The 16198-nt window shown below is 38.1% G+C and carries 17 protein-coding genes; 10 read left to right on the top strand and 7 right to left on the bottom strand.

Features of this window, described 5'->3' with window-relative positions; all coding sequences use genetic code 11:
* Nucleotides 1-2 precede the first annotated feature (2 nt).
* The 4 genes from QA601_06855 (at nucleotide 3) to QA601_06840 (ending at nucleotide 6856) form a co-directional block, all read left to right on the top strand.
* Entirely contained in the window at nucleotides 3-773 is a 771-nt protein-coding gene (locus tag QA601_06855; protein ID MDG5814788.1) for an alpha/beta fold hydrolase, read from the top strand.
* Entirely contained in the window at nucleotides 770-3352 is a 2583-nt protein-coding gene (locus tag QA601_06850) for a BatD family protein (protein MDG5814787.1), read from the top strand. The genes QA601_06855 and QA601_06850 overlap by 4 nt, the downstream gene beginning before the upstream one ends.
* Before the next feature lie 257 nt (nucleotides 3353-3609).
* Nucleotides 3610-5499 carry a response regulator gene (locus QA601_06845; GenBank protein ID MDG5814786.1) on the top strand — a complete coding sequence of 630 codons (1890 nt, stop codon included), beginning with the start codon at nucleotides 3610-3612 and terminating at the stop codon, nucleotides 5497-5499.
* A gap of 133 nt (nucleotides 5500-5632) precedes the next feature.
* Nucleotides 5633-6856 carry an LL-diaminopimelate aminotransferase gene (locus QA601_06840; GenBank protein MDG5814785.1) on the top strand — a complete coding sequence of 408 codons (1224 nt, stop codon included), beginning with the start codon at nucleotides 5633-5635 and terminating at the stop codon, nucleotides 6854-6856.
* 18 nt (nucleotides 6857-6874) lie between these two features.
* Here QA601_06840 and QA601_06835 read toward each other — a convergent pair whose 3' ends face one another.
* Nucleotides 6875-7222, bottom strand: coding sequence for an STAS domain-containing protein (locus QA601_06835; GenBank protein ID MDG5814784.1), 348 nt, complete (start codon nucleotides 7220-7222; stop codon nucleotides 6875-6877).
* A 231-nt stretch (nucleotides 7223-7453) separates the two neighbouring features.
* Between QA601_06835 and QA601_06830 the strand changes: the two genes are divergently transcribed.
* Complete coding sequence (locus QA601_06830; GenBank protein ID MDG5814783.1) at nucleotides 7454-8062, top strand: L-threonylcarbamoyladenylate synthase; 609 nt, start codon at nucleotides 7454-7456, stop codon at nucleotides 8060-8062.
* A 30-nt stretch (nucleotides 8063-8092) separates the two neighbouring features.
* Complete coding sequence (gene mazG, locus QA601_06825; protein ID MDG5814782.1) at nucleotides 8093-8872, top strand: nucleoside triphosphate pyrophosphohydrolase; 780 nt, start codon at nucleotides 8093-8095, stop codon at nucleotides 8870-8872.
* A 20-nt stretch (nucleotides 8873-8892) separates the two neighbouring features.
* Here mazG and QA601_06820 read toward each other — a convergent pair whose 3' ends face one another.
* On the bottom strand, nucleotides 8893-9411 hold the full coding sequence (locus QA601_06820) for an isoprenylcysteine carboxylmethyltransferase family protein (GenBank protein ID MDG5814781.1): 519 nt from the start codon (nucleotides 9409-9411) through the stop codon (nucleotides 8893-8895).
* A 197-nt stretch (nucleotides 9412-9608) separates the two neighbouring features.
* On the opposite strand from QA601_06820, the gene QA601_06815 reads away from it, so the two are divergent.
* The 4 genes from QA601_06815 to QA601_06800 are packed head-to-tail and all read left to right on the top strand — an operon-like array spanning nucleotide 9609 to nucleotide 13607.
* Entirely contained in the window at nucleotides 9609-10826 is a 1218-nt protein-coding gene (locus QA601_06815) for a U32 family peptidase (GenBank protein MDG5814780.1), read from the top strand.
* 35 nt (nucleotides 10827-10861) lie between these two features.
* The gene (acpP, locus tag QA601_06810) at nucleotides 10862-11119 is read left to right on the top strand and encodes an acyl carrier protein (GenBank protein ID MDG5814779.1); all 258 of its coding nucleotides are present in this window, start codon (nucleotides 10862-10864) and stop codon (nucleotides 11117-11119) included.
* Nucleotides 11116-12471: a beta-ketoacyl-[acyl-carrier-protein] synthase family protein gene (locus QA601_06805; protein MDG5814778.1), complete on the top strand. Its 1356-nt coding sequence runs from the start codon at nucleotides 11116-11118 to the stop codon at nucleotides 12469-12471. Before acpP ends, QA601_06805 begins: the two co-directional genes overlap by 4 nt.
* Before the next feature lie 56 nt (nucleotides 12472-12527).
* The gene (locus QA601_06800; protein ID MDG5814777.1) at nucleotides 12528-13607 is read left to right on the top strand and encodes a type III polyketide synthase; all 1080 of its coding nucleotides are present in this window, start codon (nucleotides 12528-12530) and stop codon (nucleotides 13605-13607) included.
* 2 nt (nucleotides 13608-13609) lie between these two features.
* On the opposite strand, the gene QA601_06795 is transcribed toward QA601_06800, so the two are convergent.
* The 5 genes from QA601_06795 to QA601_06775 form a co-directional block, all read right to left on the bottom strand.
* Nucleotides 13610-14356 carry a tetratricopeptide repeat protein gene (locus QA601_06795; GenBank protein MDG5814776.1) on the bottom strand — a complete coding sequence of 249 codons (747 nt, stop codon included), beginning with the start codon at nucleotides 14354-14356 and terminating at the stop codon, nucleotides 13610-13612.
* Between the two features lie 76 nt (nucleotides 14357-14432).
* Nucleotides 14433-14753 carry a hypothetical protein gene (locus tag QA601_06790; GenBank protein ID MDG5814775.1) on the bottom strand — a complete coding sequence of 107 codons (321 nt, stop codon included), beginning with the start codon at nucleotides 14751-14753 and terminating at the stop codon, nucleotides 14433-14435.
* Nucleotides 14754-14812: 59 nt separating this feature from the next.
* Nucleotides 14813-15160 carry an STAS domain-containing protein gene (locus tag QA601_06785; protein ID MDG5814774.1) on the bottom strand — a complete coding sequence of 116 codons (348 nt, stop codon included), beginning with the start codon at nucleotides 15158-15160 and terminating at the stop codon, nucleotides 14813-14815.
* 62 nt (nucleotides 15161-15222) lie between these two features.
* Nucleotides 15223-15405 carry a hypothetical protein gene (locus QA601_06780; protein ID MDG5814773.1) on the bottom strand — a complete coding sequence of 61 codons (183 nt, stop codon included), beginning with the start codon at nucleotides 15403-15405 and terminating at the stop codon, nucleotides 15223-15225.
* On the bottom strand, nucleotides 15405-16067 hold the full coding sequence (locus tag QA601_06775; GenBank protein ID MDG5814772.1) for a hypothetical protein: 663 nt from the start codon (nucleotides 16065-16067) through the stop codon (nucleotides 15405-15407). Before QA601_06775 ends, QA601_06780 begins: the two co-directional genes overlap by 1 nt.
* Nucleotides 16068-16198 lie beyond the last annotated feature (131 nt).

Raw genomic sequence — 16198 nt, 5'->3', positions numbered from 1 at the left:
ACATGTATAGAGATTTTGAACTGGTACAGTGGAATACCTATGATAGCGCAATAACTGGATCAGTTCACCGGCCCAATGATAAAAGTAATACATGGGTGATTGTTTCTCATGGTTTTAGCGGCCACAGAATCGGTCCAGGATATCTGTTTGTTAAACTATCAAAATACCTGTCAAAAAGAAATATCTCTTCGTTACGTTACGATTTTCGTGGTGCTGGAGAAAGTGATGGAAAGTTTTACGACATGACGATTCAAACCATGTCTGCCGATCTCTCTTCTGCCGCTCAGTTCATACGTGCTAACTACCAACCATCAAAAATCATTCTACTTGGACATAGTTTAGGAGGGCTTGTATCTGCTCTATGTGCCCGGGAATTAAATGCCGATGGTCTAATACTGCTCTCTCCCGCTGCGGACACCCGTTCGCTTGTTATGCGCCATAAAAAACTGATTGAACAAGGCCCAAATGAAAGAGGATTATATGAAATCGGACCTCATGAACTGAAGAGATCATTTGCAGACACGATGTATGGAATCGATCCTGTACAGTATATAGAACACTACTTGAACCCAGTAGTTGTAATACAAGGTGATAATGACGAAACGATCTCAATGCAGGAATCTAAATCGTATATTACTAAAGCTATAGAAACTAATCACAGTGATGCATCTTTCAAATGTATCCAGGGGGCAGATCATAATTTCACCAATGCTTCAAGTATCAGAAAGCTTTTTAGCACTATAAATACATGGTTAGAGGAGCGTTTCCTGTGAAATACACTGTTTTAATGATAATTACATTCTCTTCTATTCTCTTTACCGCTTTTGCAGAATACTCCTTCACGGTTACAACAGAACGTACAAATGTTTCTATAGGTAATCAGTTCGATATTGTAGTTACTTTAAAAACAGATCAAAACATTCGCTCTATTCCTGTCCCTGATTTTCCTCAGGTAAATGGATTGCGATTTCTTGGGACCAGTCAACGTAGATCACAGAATATAACGACAGAAATCATTGGTGGAAAAAGAAAACATATTCCCGAATACATTTTCTCTTTTATTTACCGAGTTAGGGCTACCGAAACCGGTAATATTAAAGTTCCTCCATTCAAAATAAATATAGATGACAAAACTCTTAGAACCGATCCACTTTCCTTAAATATATCTGAGGAAGAAATAGCAAATCCTGATATTTATGTAAGGCTTATTCTCAACAAATCAGATCTCTATGTTGGAGAGCAAGCGGTTTTGACACTTAAAGTTTCTCAAAGATCGGGTTCATCAATCCAAGTTCAACGGGGATTTCAAAGTGCTGTTGAACGCATTGAAAGGGTTTTAGCAGATGATTTTTCTATTACCCGCCATTTTACCAGTCAAATTACAAGCGGAAACGAAAGGATTAACGGAGAACTGTATAATACCTACTCCTTAAGCTATTCAATTTTTCCCTTAAATGCAGGTGAGTATACAATAAACCCACTTTTATTTGAATACGAAGAGATAAGAAGAACCCAAAGACGACGGGTAGACCCTTTTTTCAACGATTTCTTCGGCACAGATTTCTTCGGGGGAACTCAAGCTGTCCGACAAAGTACCTACTCAAACTCTGTTAAAATAAAAGTTAAAGCACTACCGCGTCCCGCGCCACAAGGTTTCACTGGTTCAGTGGGTAGTTTCTCAATCAGCTCTTCTGTTGACCAGAATACAATTGCTGCCGGAGAAGCCCTTACACTGAATGTATTCATAACAGGTAACACTCGACCCTCGGGATTATCAGATCCCATGTCACCCCAAATAGAAAATGCGGAAGTCTTTACACCTCAAAGAAAAGTACATGTTGATACTTCAGGCAATGGTGTCTCAACACGCAAAACTTATCAATACCTGATTATCCCTCGCTCAGAAGGTACACTGAATATAAATCCTATCCAATACACCTTTTTTGATCCTAATGCCGAAGCTTACAATACTATAAAAACAAGTTCCGCTACAGTAGACGTTACCCCTGGTAATATTACCAGTGAGCCACAAGCGCGCCATCTCACCCAAGGTGAAATTAGGCAGCTTGGATCTGATATACGATACATCAAACGAGAGATTAATTTACGCAATAAACATCCACAACCATACCGTCAGCCTATTTGGTACATCCTGTTTCCCATACCTTTTCTTTTAATTGCAGGCTCCTTGATTTGTAAAAAACACATTAAGTACAGAAAAGAGAATCATGTACACATCGTTCGTCAAAGAGCTCTCAAAACTGCTCTAAATTCCATTGAAAAACTGAAAAAAGAAGCACAAAAGTCTCAGGTTTCTGATTTTCTAACAGTGATTACCTCCATAATAGAAAAATATATCTCTAATAAGTTTGGTTTTAAAGCTACTGGTCGAACTCTTGAAGAATTAAAAAAAGAGCTGCTCAGAAGAGAAATTCAGGAAAATACTATTAACGAACTTACTATCCTGATGGAAAAAATCGATGAATTCCGTTTTGGAGGTAAAACTTTGGATGAAAAAACACGCAATGAATTACTGGGCAAAATTACAATCTTTCTTAATACACTTGAGAAAAATTCTAAAAACGAAAAATCAACGGTAAAATTTATGCCTTTATTTCTCCTGCTAATCCCATTTATATCCATATTTGCTCAGGAGCATACTTCTGTTGAACAGTGGTTTAATACTGCAAATGACCTCTATGATCAAGAGAAATATGATAGTGCTATAGTATATTATAATAAAATTTTAGATTCTGGCTTGAAAAACAGTGCAGTGTTATACAACTTAGGTAATGTGTATTACAGACTTAATAGACCTGGAATGGCCAGAGTGAAATATGAAAGAGCCGCTCTTTTAAATCCTACTGATGATGATATCCACACTAATCTTAATTTTATTAAAACAGTTCTTGTGGACCGAACCACTACTAGAGAAGAACATTTCATAGTAACAGTTATGAACAATCTAAGCACTCTGTTTCCTCTCAATACACAAATTACGATAGTATTTATCTTACTTCTCACCCTTTCCATTTTAATTTCACTAATCCTTTTTACTTCAGAAGAGAAAAAAGTCCTGTTAATCACTTCTGTTTGTATCCTGCTTATTCCCTTTTTACTGTTTTCAGTATCTACCGTTCATAGAATTCATTACCTTGAAACTACACGATATGCTATTATTCTGGATGAAAACGTAGATGCCAAAAACCAGCCAGAAGGTTCAACTGTACTTTTTACTGCCCATGAAGGAACAAAAGTTGAGCTACGCAGAGAAAGAGAACATTGGTCCCTCGTAAGTTTGTCAGAGGGGCTTAGTGGATGGATACGAAACGAATCATTAGAAGAGATTTAATTATATTATAGAGCTAAAACCTCCTTTTGGACGACACAAAATAAAAAATGACTTGCAATGCTGAGTTATCTAAACTATTCCTATTATCAATACCAACTACTCAAGCACTATCCTTTGAGCACCACTACAAACGTAGCATTGATTTGTAATTGAAAGGCGTTAAATAACTGTAATTATTTAACGCTTGTCGTTTTTGCTTAATTATTGTAATATCAGTATATTACTATACAAAACCCCAGTTTAAACGAGTTTATTAAATGATTACCAGAAGATACTATAAACAACTCATTTTTTCTGCTTTAGTCTTATCAGCAGTATGTAGTGTGTTAATTTTGATCAAAACCTTATCTCTTCAAAGTACATTCCTCCTTTTATTACTTATTGTTTTAATCTCAAGTTTTTCTTTCGTTATCATCTTCTTACATATTTCATTCACTACACCGTTTCGCCTTATATCTGAATCTCTAAACACAAATTCTACAGATCCAATTCGTCCATTGCTAAAGACACAAAATCCTTTTTCTAGTATAGCCACTTTGATTGTTCAGTCATTTAATCAAAACAAATCACTCCTTCATGAAATTAACCAACGTAAAAAAGCACAAAGCACGCTTAAAGAAAAGGAATCATTATACCGTACACTTATTGAGACATCCCCTGATGCCATCATTCTTTTTGATGAAAGCGGTAAAATAGTTTTCTATAACAGTACAGCATCATCGTTACTTGGCTTTGAGTTATCTTCGGGTCCCAATGAACATTTTAAGTTCATGGAACCATTGCAACTCAACATTTTAGTTAATGATGTTAAAGCTTGCAACGAAAAACGTATTCGAGCTCATGAATGCAGCCTATGCAAAGCAAATGGAATCTCATTTCCAGCAGAAATCAGTATATCACTTATTGAACAAATCAACAATGAAGAAACCCGTTTTATTGGCATAGTACGGGACATTTCAAATCGCAAAGAAATGGAAAATGAAAAAAACAAAATAGAACAACAATTTCGTGCTGCACAGAAAATGGAAGCTATAGGTCAGCTTGCAGGCGGTATTTCACATGATTTTAACAACATTCTTGGAGCAATAAGCGGCTATGCTGATATATTAAAACATCAATACCACAACGATGAGAAACTCTCAAAATATGCAGATATGATTTTAACAGCATCAACCCGTGCTGCCGATCTTACCAGAAAACTTTTAACTTTTGCCCGAAGAGGAAAACTACAGTTCTGTGCAATTGATATGCACGAAATGATAGAAGAAACAGTAGACTTACTTAGACATACTACTAATAAACAAGTAAATATAAGGTGCCATTATGATACCACCGAAGCAGTAATCAAGGGTGATCCCGCTCAGATTCAAAGTGCAATAGTTAATGTTGCTGTGAATGCATTTGATGCAATGCCGGAAGGGGGCAATTTTGAAATCAAAACCGAGGTGTGTCAGATGAATGAAGATTCATCGAAAAGCAAAGTTTATGCTGTTACACCCGGCAGATATTTAAAACTTACTCTTAAAGATAACGGAGCTGGAATAGATACGGTTACTCAATCAAAGATTTTCGAACCATTCTTTACTACAAAACCATCCGGAAAAGGTACTGGTCTTGGTCTTTCCAGTGTTTATGGGACTGTCAAAAGCCATAATGGGTACATTGAAGTGGAAAGTGAACCAGGTTGTGGTGCTTCTTTTACGATCTTACTTCCTGCTGTTTCAGAACTACCTTCGAGTTTGAATCATTCTGATGAGAAAATTTCTAATCATTGTTGTAAACAAAAAATCATGATCATAGATGATGAAAGCAGCATATGCAACGCATTAAAGGAGATGCTTTCATGGATGGGTTATTCTGTATGTGTTTTCTGTGATGGATATGAAGCTATTGATTATTACAAATTACACTCAAACGAGATCGATTTGATAATCCTTGACCTGATGATGCCGGGACTTAGTGGCAAAGAGTGTTACAGAAGGTTGAGAAACATTAATCAATCTGTTAAAGTGATTATTTCCAGTGGGAACTGGCTGGAAAATGAGCGAGAAGAGTTACTCTGCGATGGTATCAAGGACATACTTCAAAAACCTTTTCTGTCTTCTCAACTGGCAAAATCGATTCAAAAAGTATTCGGAGATGGTTAACCCAAAAAAACATGCATCCTAATTAAAGCAGAAAGCCAACCCATTTAATCTTCTTTTTCCTTGACATTGAATCCTGCATTTAGTATCATGACTGTGTTTAATATCTGAAAAATCTCTTATTCTGGAGTGAATCATGATCAAAGTCAATGAGAATTTCCTGAAGCTTAAATCATCATATCTCTTTTCTGAAATTTCAAAAAGAGTATCGGGTTTCCAACAAGCAAACCCAGACAAACCAATGATTCGTATGGGAATCGGTGATGTTACACGTGCTCTGCCTAAAGCATGCACAGAAGCATTTCACAAAGCGGTGGACGAAATGGGGGTTGATTCTTCTTTTAAAGGCTATGGACCTGAGAAAGGCTACGGTTTTTTAAGAGAAAAAATAGCCAAATATGACTTCCAGGATCGTAATGCTGATATTGAACCAGATGAAATCTTTGTTAGCGATGGTGCAAAGTGTGATACCGGAAATTTCCAGGAAATACTCTCTGAAGATATCACTGTAGCTGTTCCTGACCCGGTTTATCCTGTCTATGTCGATACTAATGTAATGGCTGGCAGAACAGGAGTAAATAAAGAAGGCCGATACGAAGGTCTTGTGTATCTTGATTGTGTTGAAAGTAACAATTTCATTCCGGCTCTACCACAAAAACATGTCGATTTGATCTATCTTTGCTTTCCAAACAACCCCACCGGTACAGTAGCAACCAAAGAAGAACTGAAAAAATGGGTTGATTATGCTCGCCAGGAAAAAGCACTCATTTTGTATGATGCAGCCTATGAGTCATTCATATCTGATCCGGATATCCCTCACAGTATTTTTGAAATAGAAGGGGCAAAAGAGGTGGCTGTAGAGTTTAGAAGTTTCTCCAAAAATGCGGGTTTCACTGGAACACGCTGTGCCTTCACAGTTGTTCCCAAATCCTGTATGATTAATGATTCAGAGGGTAACTCTCACTCTCTTCATGCACTCTGGAATCGTCGCCAGTCCACCAAATTTAATGGTGTATCCTATCCGGTCCAACGCGCAGCAGAGGCGGTTTACAGTGATCAGGGCCGTCAGCAGATTAAAGAACTTATCGGTTCATACATGGATAATGCTACTATTATAAGAGATCAGATGAGCAAACTTGGATACACTTGCACCGGTGGTCAAAATGCCCCCTACATCTGGATTAATTGTAAAAAAGATTCATGGGAATTTTTTGACACACTCCTCAATAAAGCCGGCGTGGTCTCTACTCCAGGAGCTGGTTTTGGTAAATGCGGTGAAGGCTATATCAGACTAAGTGCTTTTAATTCAAAAGAAAATGTAGAAAAAGCTATGTCTCAAATAGCCCAATCACTCTCATAACAATGCTTAAGAAGCCTCTTACAATTGAGTTACTATTTTCAGGACCCTGTTAAGATTTGTTAAGTCAAAAAGTTTATTTATGTAAGAGGCTTCATCTGTATTTGTGTTCAAAATAGTAAGTTCACGCTTCTCTTTCTGCATAAGGGTATGATAATATACAATCGTACCCAGACCATGACTGTCGATATAGTTAGAGCGACTTACATCTAAAACTATTTCTTTGTATTTTTTCTTATAGAGTTGGTCTAATTTCCTCTGAAATTTCTTTACATCAACATCTATAATGCTTCCAACCAGTTTAAGTATTGGTCTGTCATTTTCGCTGCTCAGTTCTACTTCAAGCGGAATTGATTCTCTGTTCTGCATCAAGCTCTCCTTATTCTTATTTTATCTGACATTAAATACTATAATATTTTTAAAAAAAATCAACCCTAATATCAAATGAACCCTTATCACTATTACATTAAAAAAAATCCAGCAAAACGGGACATTATTTATATTTAACACTGATCTTTTCAATTATTCTCTGGCTCATTCTATTTTAAAATGAAACATAGTTAATATAATTTAAGTAACATCAAAAGGATAAGGGTTCCGATGGTTATTTACAATGTACATTCTAAAAATCCCCAAAGAAGATTCATTGAATCAGCGGTAAAAATCCTCAGAGATCAAAACGGTGTTGCCGTCTACCCCACCGATACGGTTTATGGGATGGGAGCAGCGATAACCAACCCTAAAGCTATAAATAAATTAGTTCAATTGATTCAAAAAGACAAAAAACGTCTTTTTTCATTCATTTGCGGTGATTTTTCTCAAATAAGTGATTATGTACGCCTCAGTAATGCTCATTATCGATTGTTGAAACGATACCTGCCCGGGCCCTATACTTTTATTCTAAATGCAACCAATTTAGTACCCAAAAAAATTATTCCCAAACGAAATACTGTTGGTATCAGAATACCTGATTGTAAAACCACAATGGATCTTGTAAATACGTTAGGCGAACCCCTTGCCAATACATCAATCAATGTGCCTGGATCCTTAAGAGCAATTCCGGATGAAATACAAAAAATCATCTCCCATGAGGTTGATGTGATGCTTGATACAGGCCCTCTTAATGACCCCAGAAACTCCACTATTGTCGATCTGACGGGAGAAGATCCTGTGGTTGTAAGAGAAGGCAAAGGCGAATGGCTGGATTAATTAGTACTTAAACGTTACTTGGAGCAGATCATGAGTTCTCAAATTCAAAGATTAATCGATATAGTAGAGCAATTACGCGCACCAGAAGGGTGTCCCTGGGATAAAGAACAGACACACAAAAGTATTCAATCCGGACTTCTTGATGAAGTCTATGAATTGTTTGAAGCTGTTGAGGAGGATGATTCCAAAAAAATCAAAGAGGAATTAGGGGATATTTTGCTTCAGGTTGTCTTTCATTCCCAAATGGCTAAAGAAGAAAACAAATTCACCTTTGAAGACGTGGCAAAAGACATTAGTGACAAGCTTGTTAGAAGACATCCCCATGTGTTTGGCACCCAGGAGGTATCTTCTTCTGAAGAAGTGATACGCAATTGGGAGCAGATAAAGAAAAATGAAGCAGGAAAAGAGCATCGTAAATACTACGTTGATGATATTGCTGCTGCATTACCAGCCCTGTTTAGAGCCGAAAAAATGCAGCGTCGGGTTGCTAAAGCTGGTTTTGATTGGAAAGAGGTTAAACCTGTCTTAGATAAGGTGGAAGAAGAATTTTCTGAGTTTAGGGAAGCAATACTCGAATGTGACAGAGACCATGCGTCAGAGGAACTTGGAGATATTTTATTTGCCCTTGTGAATGTAGCCCGGCATTATAAAATTTGCGCAGAAGATGCGCTTAGGGCAACAACTTATAAATTTGCAAATAGATTTCGCTATATAGAAGACAAATTCAAAGAGCTTAATAAAGATATCAATACAGCATCACTCCAGGAGATGGAAAATTATTGGCAGGAAAGTAAAAAGTACACAAAATGAACACTGATTTTTGATCTTTGTTACGAGACGAAATTTTGTAGCAAAGATTTTACACTATTTTTTTTAGGAATTATCAATGAACTCCTTTTTCGATACTCATCATAGGCATCCCCATGTTTTTTTGTTAAAAATCTTTCTTCCACAAACGCATGTATAAGCTCAAAAAACATAAAAACCGGAAGTACAACAAATAATAAGCCGCCTGATCCTACTAACACCCCGATTCCAACAAAACATAATGTATAGAATAAATAGATAGGATGTCTCCATACATTATAAACACCCCGTGTAACCAATTTATCGTAAGGCGGAAGGGCTGAAATCGGTAATTTTTTTGCTCCCTTAGAAAACTCAGTTATTGAAAGCCAAAGCATAGAAGCTGAAAGTAGAAATATCAATCCTCCTGTAATTGCTTTAGTATTAGACCTTCTTATACTTAACCCCCTTTTATCAAGCTTATTGGAAGAAAAAAGTATAAAAAACGGCAACAAAAACCAAAATACAATGATGTACACTGTGGTAATTAAGGTTTTTTTCATAGGGACTCCAATCATGTTTTATGATCACCAAATGTGGTTATATAAGCATTTTTTGTTCCAAATACTTCTCCCACCGTTATAAACCGGCATACTTATTGCACAAAAAATCATTCCAATATGAAGCGTGTGCGTTGTAACCCTGTTTTAGCTAACAATCTCTTTCCCTGAACAATAACTTATATAATTGGGAATCAGAAATGGATCTTAGCGTAGCTTATTCGTTCCAACCAAACCTTCTCAAAAAACTTGCAGCTTATCCAAGCGTAAAAGAAGTGTATGCAAAACTCGATACCGACCTCATTGGTGGAGGACGCTCTGGGTACACATTAAAAAAAGTAAACAAAAAAACATTAATAAAAAGTATAGAAGAAGCAAAAAAGCTAAAACTTAGGTTTAATTACCTCCTTAATGCAGCGACTCTTGATGGTTTGGAGCAGACAAGACAGGGGCAAAAGAAAATTCACCGATTCCTCGATTTTTTAACAGAGTGCAATGTAGATACTGTTACAGTTTCGGTTCCCTATTTACTGGAAACCATCAAAAAATTTCATCCTCATTTCAGAACAAAAGTGGGTGTTTTTGCCAAAGTAGATACTGCTGCTTCAGCTAAACAATGGCAAGAAATGGGTGCTGATTGTATATGTGTCAGTGCTATATCCTGTAACCGTGATTTTGACCGACTGATCTCGATTCGCGATGCAACTACCTGCGAACTTCAACTTATCGTAAATGCGTGCTGTGTGCCCTCATGCGCAAGAGAGCTTACTCATATGCACATTCTGACCAAAAGTTCACGGACCAACGATTCTCTTGGCGGGTTCTGTCTTGATCACTGCTTTCTCTCCTGTTCATCTGACAGGTTAAAAAATCCCATTCATCTGATACGCTCTGTTTGGATTCGCCCTGAAGATATTACCATTTACGAATCACTGGGCTACAACTCATTTAAAATAGTGGAAAGAAGTTCTCCGGCTGAACTGATACTTTCCAGAGTCAAAGCGTATAATAACCGCTACTTTGAAGGTAACCTCTTCGAGCTTATCGCACCTGTTGCACTGATAAAAAAGCAACAGGGGGTTAACCTTGCCGATAGACTCAAAACTTTGCGCATTTTTATGTTACCCAGAAGAGTTAAATTTTCAACAATTATGGCCTTCAAGCGCTATGCAGAAAGTGTTATCCCTCATCAGTTCGATAAAATTCATGCCCCAATTTATATCAACAACAGAAATCTTGATGGATACTTGGAGCAATTAAAGCAAAAAGGATGCTCGTCTACAGATTGTAAAAAATGTTCATTCTGTGAAACAACTGCAGCTAATACAGTCTCATTTAATAACGATCTTAAACTCAGAGCACTTTCCTATTATGCGTCATTAAGAGATTCTCTATACAGTACAGAACAGTGGTTATGACCCTTTAATCCTAAAATGCTCAGGAGAAGATGTAAATGAAAAGAGATGAACTATCAGCAAAAATAAAAGAAGTAATAACTGAGGTGCTTCGGGTAAAGGAAGAGAATATAAAGGGTGACAGTAAATTCATTGAGGACCTTGGAGCTGATTCATTGGATATAATATCCCTTTTATTGGCACTTGAAGACCAGTTTGGAACAATACCGGACAGTGCGGCAAAGAACTTCATTACAGTGGATGATGTTTTGAATTATGTCCTGAAAACAGAAAAATCGGAGCAAAAAATCTTATGAAAAGAGTCGTTATTACTGGTCTGGGAATAATCGCTCCAAACGGTATTGGATCTGAACAATTCTGGAGCAATTGTCTTGAACAACATTGCGCAGCAGAGAAAATACCTTCCTACTGGAAAGAATTTGGTGATTATACTTCAAACATTTGGGCTCCACTACCCCAATTTGATTTCACCAGTCTGGGAATAAGCAAAACAGATTTACTCCAGCTGGATAAAAACAGTATTCTTGCACTGATAGCTGCAAATGAAGCATTTCAATCAGCAGGTTTAAAGCCTACTTTAATTGATGAAAAATATAAAATTTCCAAACTAGAGGAAGTTGATAGCCAAAAGTGTGGCGTTTTTGCCGGAACGGGTGCCGGGGGAATCACTTCTCTTATCGAAGCACATTCCAGCCATGTTCTTTATAAAAGCAGAGAAAGAGTACGTAAAATTGCCGAAGAGGTACAGTCAAATGATGTGCGTAAAGCATTAGTGAACACACTACGGTTTATGGATTCTTCGCCACGCCTCAACCCTTATACTGCTTCCATGATGATGCCCAATGCCGTAGCAAACATACTGGGGATACGATACTCAATACGTGGGCCTAATAAATCAATCTGCACCGCCTGCTCTTCAGGAGCAACTGCTATAGGGATGGCCTTTGAGAGTATACAATCCGGCACAATCGACCTTGCTCTCTCAGGAGGATGTGATTATCTTGCAGATGATTACGGAGGCGTATTTAAAGCTTTCGATTCTACCGGTACTTTGAGTAGAGCATCAAAGCCTTCAGAATATGTATCACCGTTTGATAAGAACCGCTCTGGATTTCTTTTCAGTGAAGGAGGAGCAGGCCTGCTTGTGCTTGAGGAACTTGAACACGCCCTCAAAAGGAATGCACCAATTATCGCAGAGATTAAAGACTTCAGTGAATCATTTGAAGCATACAACATGATGTCTATGGACCCGGGCGGCAAAACCATCGAAACTATCCTCAAAAACCTTCTGAAAAATACCAGACCGCAAGATATCGATTATATAAATACTCACGGTACAGGGACAGTGATTAACGATGAAGTAGAGTCTGCAAAGATTCAAGAGATATTTGGTAACACTGTGCTCCTTAACAGTACAAAAGGTTTAACCGGCCACACACTGGGTGCAAGCGGAGCAATTGAAGCTGCGGTATGTGCTTTAAGTATAAGGGACCAAATGTTACACGGAAGCCCGGGACTTACTACCCCTATCAGAGATGTATCGATGGTAAAAAATACACAGCCCTCTGAAATTGATAAATGTATCAATTTATCGTTTGCGTTTGGTGGTAATCTCTGTGGAATGCTGATTGAAAAATTCAAAGGATAATTTGTTTCTATATCAAATGAATAATCACCTGACACCAGATAAGTAGGATACAACTAATGGCAAATAACGTATCAAAAGCACCGGCGAAAATATTAGCCACCGGAAATGCAACCCCACCATTGTGTTTAGAACAAAAAAGAGCATACGAAATAATCGAGCATCTCTATGGGGAAGAACTTAATCCCCGCTCAATCGATTTGATCCAAAAAATTCTCTCTCATGATTCTATCAGGACAAGATATTTTGCCGCCGATGATGAAAAGGAACTGCTATCCTTTAAAAATGAATCACCAGATAAGCGAATTGAACGATTCACCAAATGGTCCATAAATCTTTCCTGTGAGGCAATAAACAATGCTATTAGCGCTGCAGGAATTTCAAAAACTGATATAGAAGCTCTTATCGTTAACACCTGTACCGGTTATCTATGCCCCGGAATTTCCACCTACCTTATGGAAAAGCTGGAGCTGAATAATCAAACCAAAGCTTTTGATCTCCTCGGGGCCGGATGCGGAGGAGCTCTTCCCAATATAGAGCTTGGTAGCTCTATTCTAAAGACCTGTGATGGAGCGGTACTATGTGTGGCCGTTGAGATATGCAGTGCAACCTTTCAAATGGCAAATGACCCAAGCCTTTTGATTTCCAATGCACTCTTTGGGGATGGTGCAGCGAGTGTGGTATTATCCAATTGTAGTAGTTCAAAGGGAGCACAAATAATTTCCCACGCTTCGACTTTTATTCCTCAGGAGAGAGAAAATGTTAGATTCGTCTATAAAAATGGAGAACTTCACAATAAACTGTCATCAAAACTGCCTACTATTATTGCAGAAAACGTAGCTCCTTTTATCAGAGATTTCCTGAACTCTAATAGCTTATCTACATCACAGATAGATCACTGGGCAATTCATCCTGGGGGAGAAAAAATTATTTCCAATCTTCAAAAGATGTTATCGTTAAGTAATAAAAAATTAACAATCACACGTGACATTCTTAGTGAATACGGTAACATGTCTTCCCCCACCGTTTTGTTTCAGCTTGACCGAATTTTAGATTCTGGTGTTAAAAGTGGAGACTTGGGTCTATTGGTAGGATTTGGTGCGGGGCTTTCTATACATCTGATGCTTTTACAGTGGTAAATTTATCTCCTCGAAACAAATTTCCTTCCTTGCGTTCTCCAATTCTGAGGCTCCGGTAAAACCACTTCAGGATAACGACTCATGAGATCTTTTAGATCCATTCTAACATGATTGATATCCAGATCCCCTTTTGGGTTAAGATTCAAATACCGATTGAACCAAACCATTGAAGACTCAGGGTCGTCTTTATAATACCGGAATAAAAACCCCAATTTTTTTGCAACCAAATGATTGGTTGTATCCAGTGACCAGGCCTTTTGTAGAGTTGACGCAGACGTTTGATACCTATCAGTGTGTGTGTATAGCACTCCAAGCGCGAAAAGCGCTTCGGTATCCTCGGGGTAATAGCGCAAAATAGTGTTGTACTTGTTTTCAGCTTCTCGAAAACGCCCCTGCCTGCTATAGAGTGTTCCGAGTAAAAAGAGCGCATCCTTATTGCCCGGATCTGTTTCAAGTACAGAAAGAAAACTGTTTTCTGCTTTTTGTGCAAGCGGAGAGGGAAGCCAGTTATCGGGGTCTGTTCCATAGAACCCCCACTGCTCCTCCTCTAACTCTCGTTGAAGTTTTGAAAGGTAAATTTTCCCCTTAATTATGCTACTTTGAGCATTGGTGCCTCGCTCCATATTCTCTAAAACTGAAAGTGCACTTTCCAAGCGCCCCTGAGCATACAGACGTTCTGCATTTTGTATTGACGGGGTATAACGGGCGATAATAAATCGAATGGAATAAACAGAAACCAGAGAAAGCACGGCTATTATTATTCCACTTAAAAAAATAATTGGTAAAGATAGGCCTTTCTGTTTCTTTTTTGACTTACATATCATATTAATCTATTGATATAGTAGAAATATATTCCAGTGGTATTAAAAAAGTGTCCTCACCAGCATCACCTGTAAGGACATCATTGACGCAAACAAATACACTCTTTTGACCCATACCGTCACTCAAAGTAAGCTCTGCGCTTAGATATAGTTGATTATTGTAAAACAATGTTTCATCAGCGTTTATCTGAAGCATTCTTATGGAGTTTAACGAGACCTTTCTATAAGCACCCCCGTGTACAATTTTCAATGCTGAATAGTTAGCCAGCTGCATTTTTTCTATTCGGGTGGATACATCAGATCGATCCACAACGGTACCTGTCACAGAACACCTGTACTGTATCAGGCACAATAAACACAGCAAAAGACCTACTCGCGAAGTCATTATTCTGCGATCCCCACTGCTTTTTCAAATTCCTGCTGAGAACCATAAGTCTCGATAAGACGAATTATTCCAACCATCTCTAAAACTCTTTTAACCTGGTTGTCTTCCGCAATTATATACACAGAGCCGTCATTTTGCTGTACATCACATAAGCAATGTATAAATATGCTTATCCCCGCACTGTCTAAATAGGTGGTTCTCTCGAGATTAAATACAAAATGGTGATGACCTTTTTCAATCAGCTCAGATATTTTGTCGTCAAGAATTTTAGTACTGGTTTCCGTATCGATGTTGCCAACAATATGAATCATCTTGAATTTGCCAATACTTTCGATCTCATACTTCATTTTATTACCTCCCCTGTAATTTAAGGTGCACTAAACCACGTAATTAGTCTTACTTTAAAATATCAAATACTCACTTCCCTTTCAAAAAAAAGATGCACAAACCCTAACCCATCCTCCATACAGCTATCAACAAGCGCCCATCCCTGACGCACCATCTCGGCAGATACTTTATCGATCTCATCAAATATCTCTTTGGGCTTTCTTCTAAAGCCCACCTTTATCACTTTTTCACTACTCTCTTTCACTACCACTCCCCTACTCCATAGCCGGGTTTAACCGCAGGAATCGAAGCAATCAGATGATCTATGGCACTCTTTATAAAATCCTTATCGGATTTTCTGCCCTGATGGGTGATTCCACGGACCGTTGCTCGCCACACGACTTCAACATTGTCCCTTTTCCAAAGTTCACCCTCAATTTTAATCCTTCGTCTGTTACTTTCGTTTAGGGTACGAATATTTACCCCACTCCTAATTTTAAACACCAGTAACAGCGGAGAATCGAGTTTTGACCATACTGAATCGGCTCCCTTAATCGAAAACAATTCAGATTTATACAGATTTTGATAAAACTCCTCTAAAAGAGTGGAATCACGATTGTTTGCCAGCCTGCTCTCAAATACGTGAGCAGATTGTAACGAAAGGTCTTTTCTGCTTCTCTGCAAGCTCTTTAACAATCGTTCCTGCGATAGACCACCCGACCGCAAACTGCCGTTATTAACCAAAACAGGTGCCAGAACAATGCCTGAGTTACTTAAATCTCTGCCCGAAAATGAAGGTGAAAGGTAACCAGGTTCAAGCAAAAAGCCGGTATTCTGTGCACAATGTATCGAAATCAGTGCAACGCTAATGATCATAAGTGTCAAATGTCGTTTATGCATCACCAGAATACCTTGTTGTTTGGTCATCCTTTTTCACTCCGATCAGAATTGTACATTACTTTCACATATAACGCAATACTAACGATTTGAAGAGATCCTTATCACTTTAATCCGGGTATTTCAGGTGTAGTACTAAGTCAAATAATCAGCTAAGGCGC

The sequence above is a fragment of the Chitinispirillales bacterium ANBcel5 genome (assembly GCA_029688955.1).
Classification (GTDB): Bacteria; Fibrobacterota; Chitinivibrionia; order Chitinivibrionales; family Chitinispirillaceae; genus Cellulosispirillum; species Cellulosispirillum alkaliphilum.
This window is presented reverse-complemented; position numbering and strand designations above follow the sequence as displayed.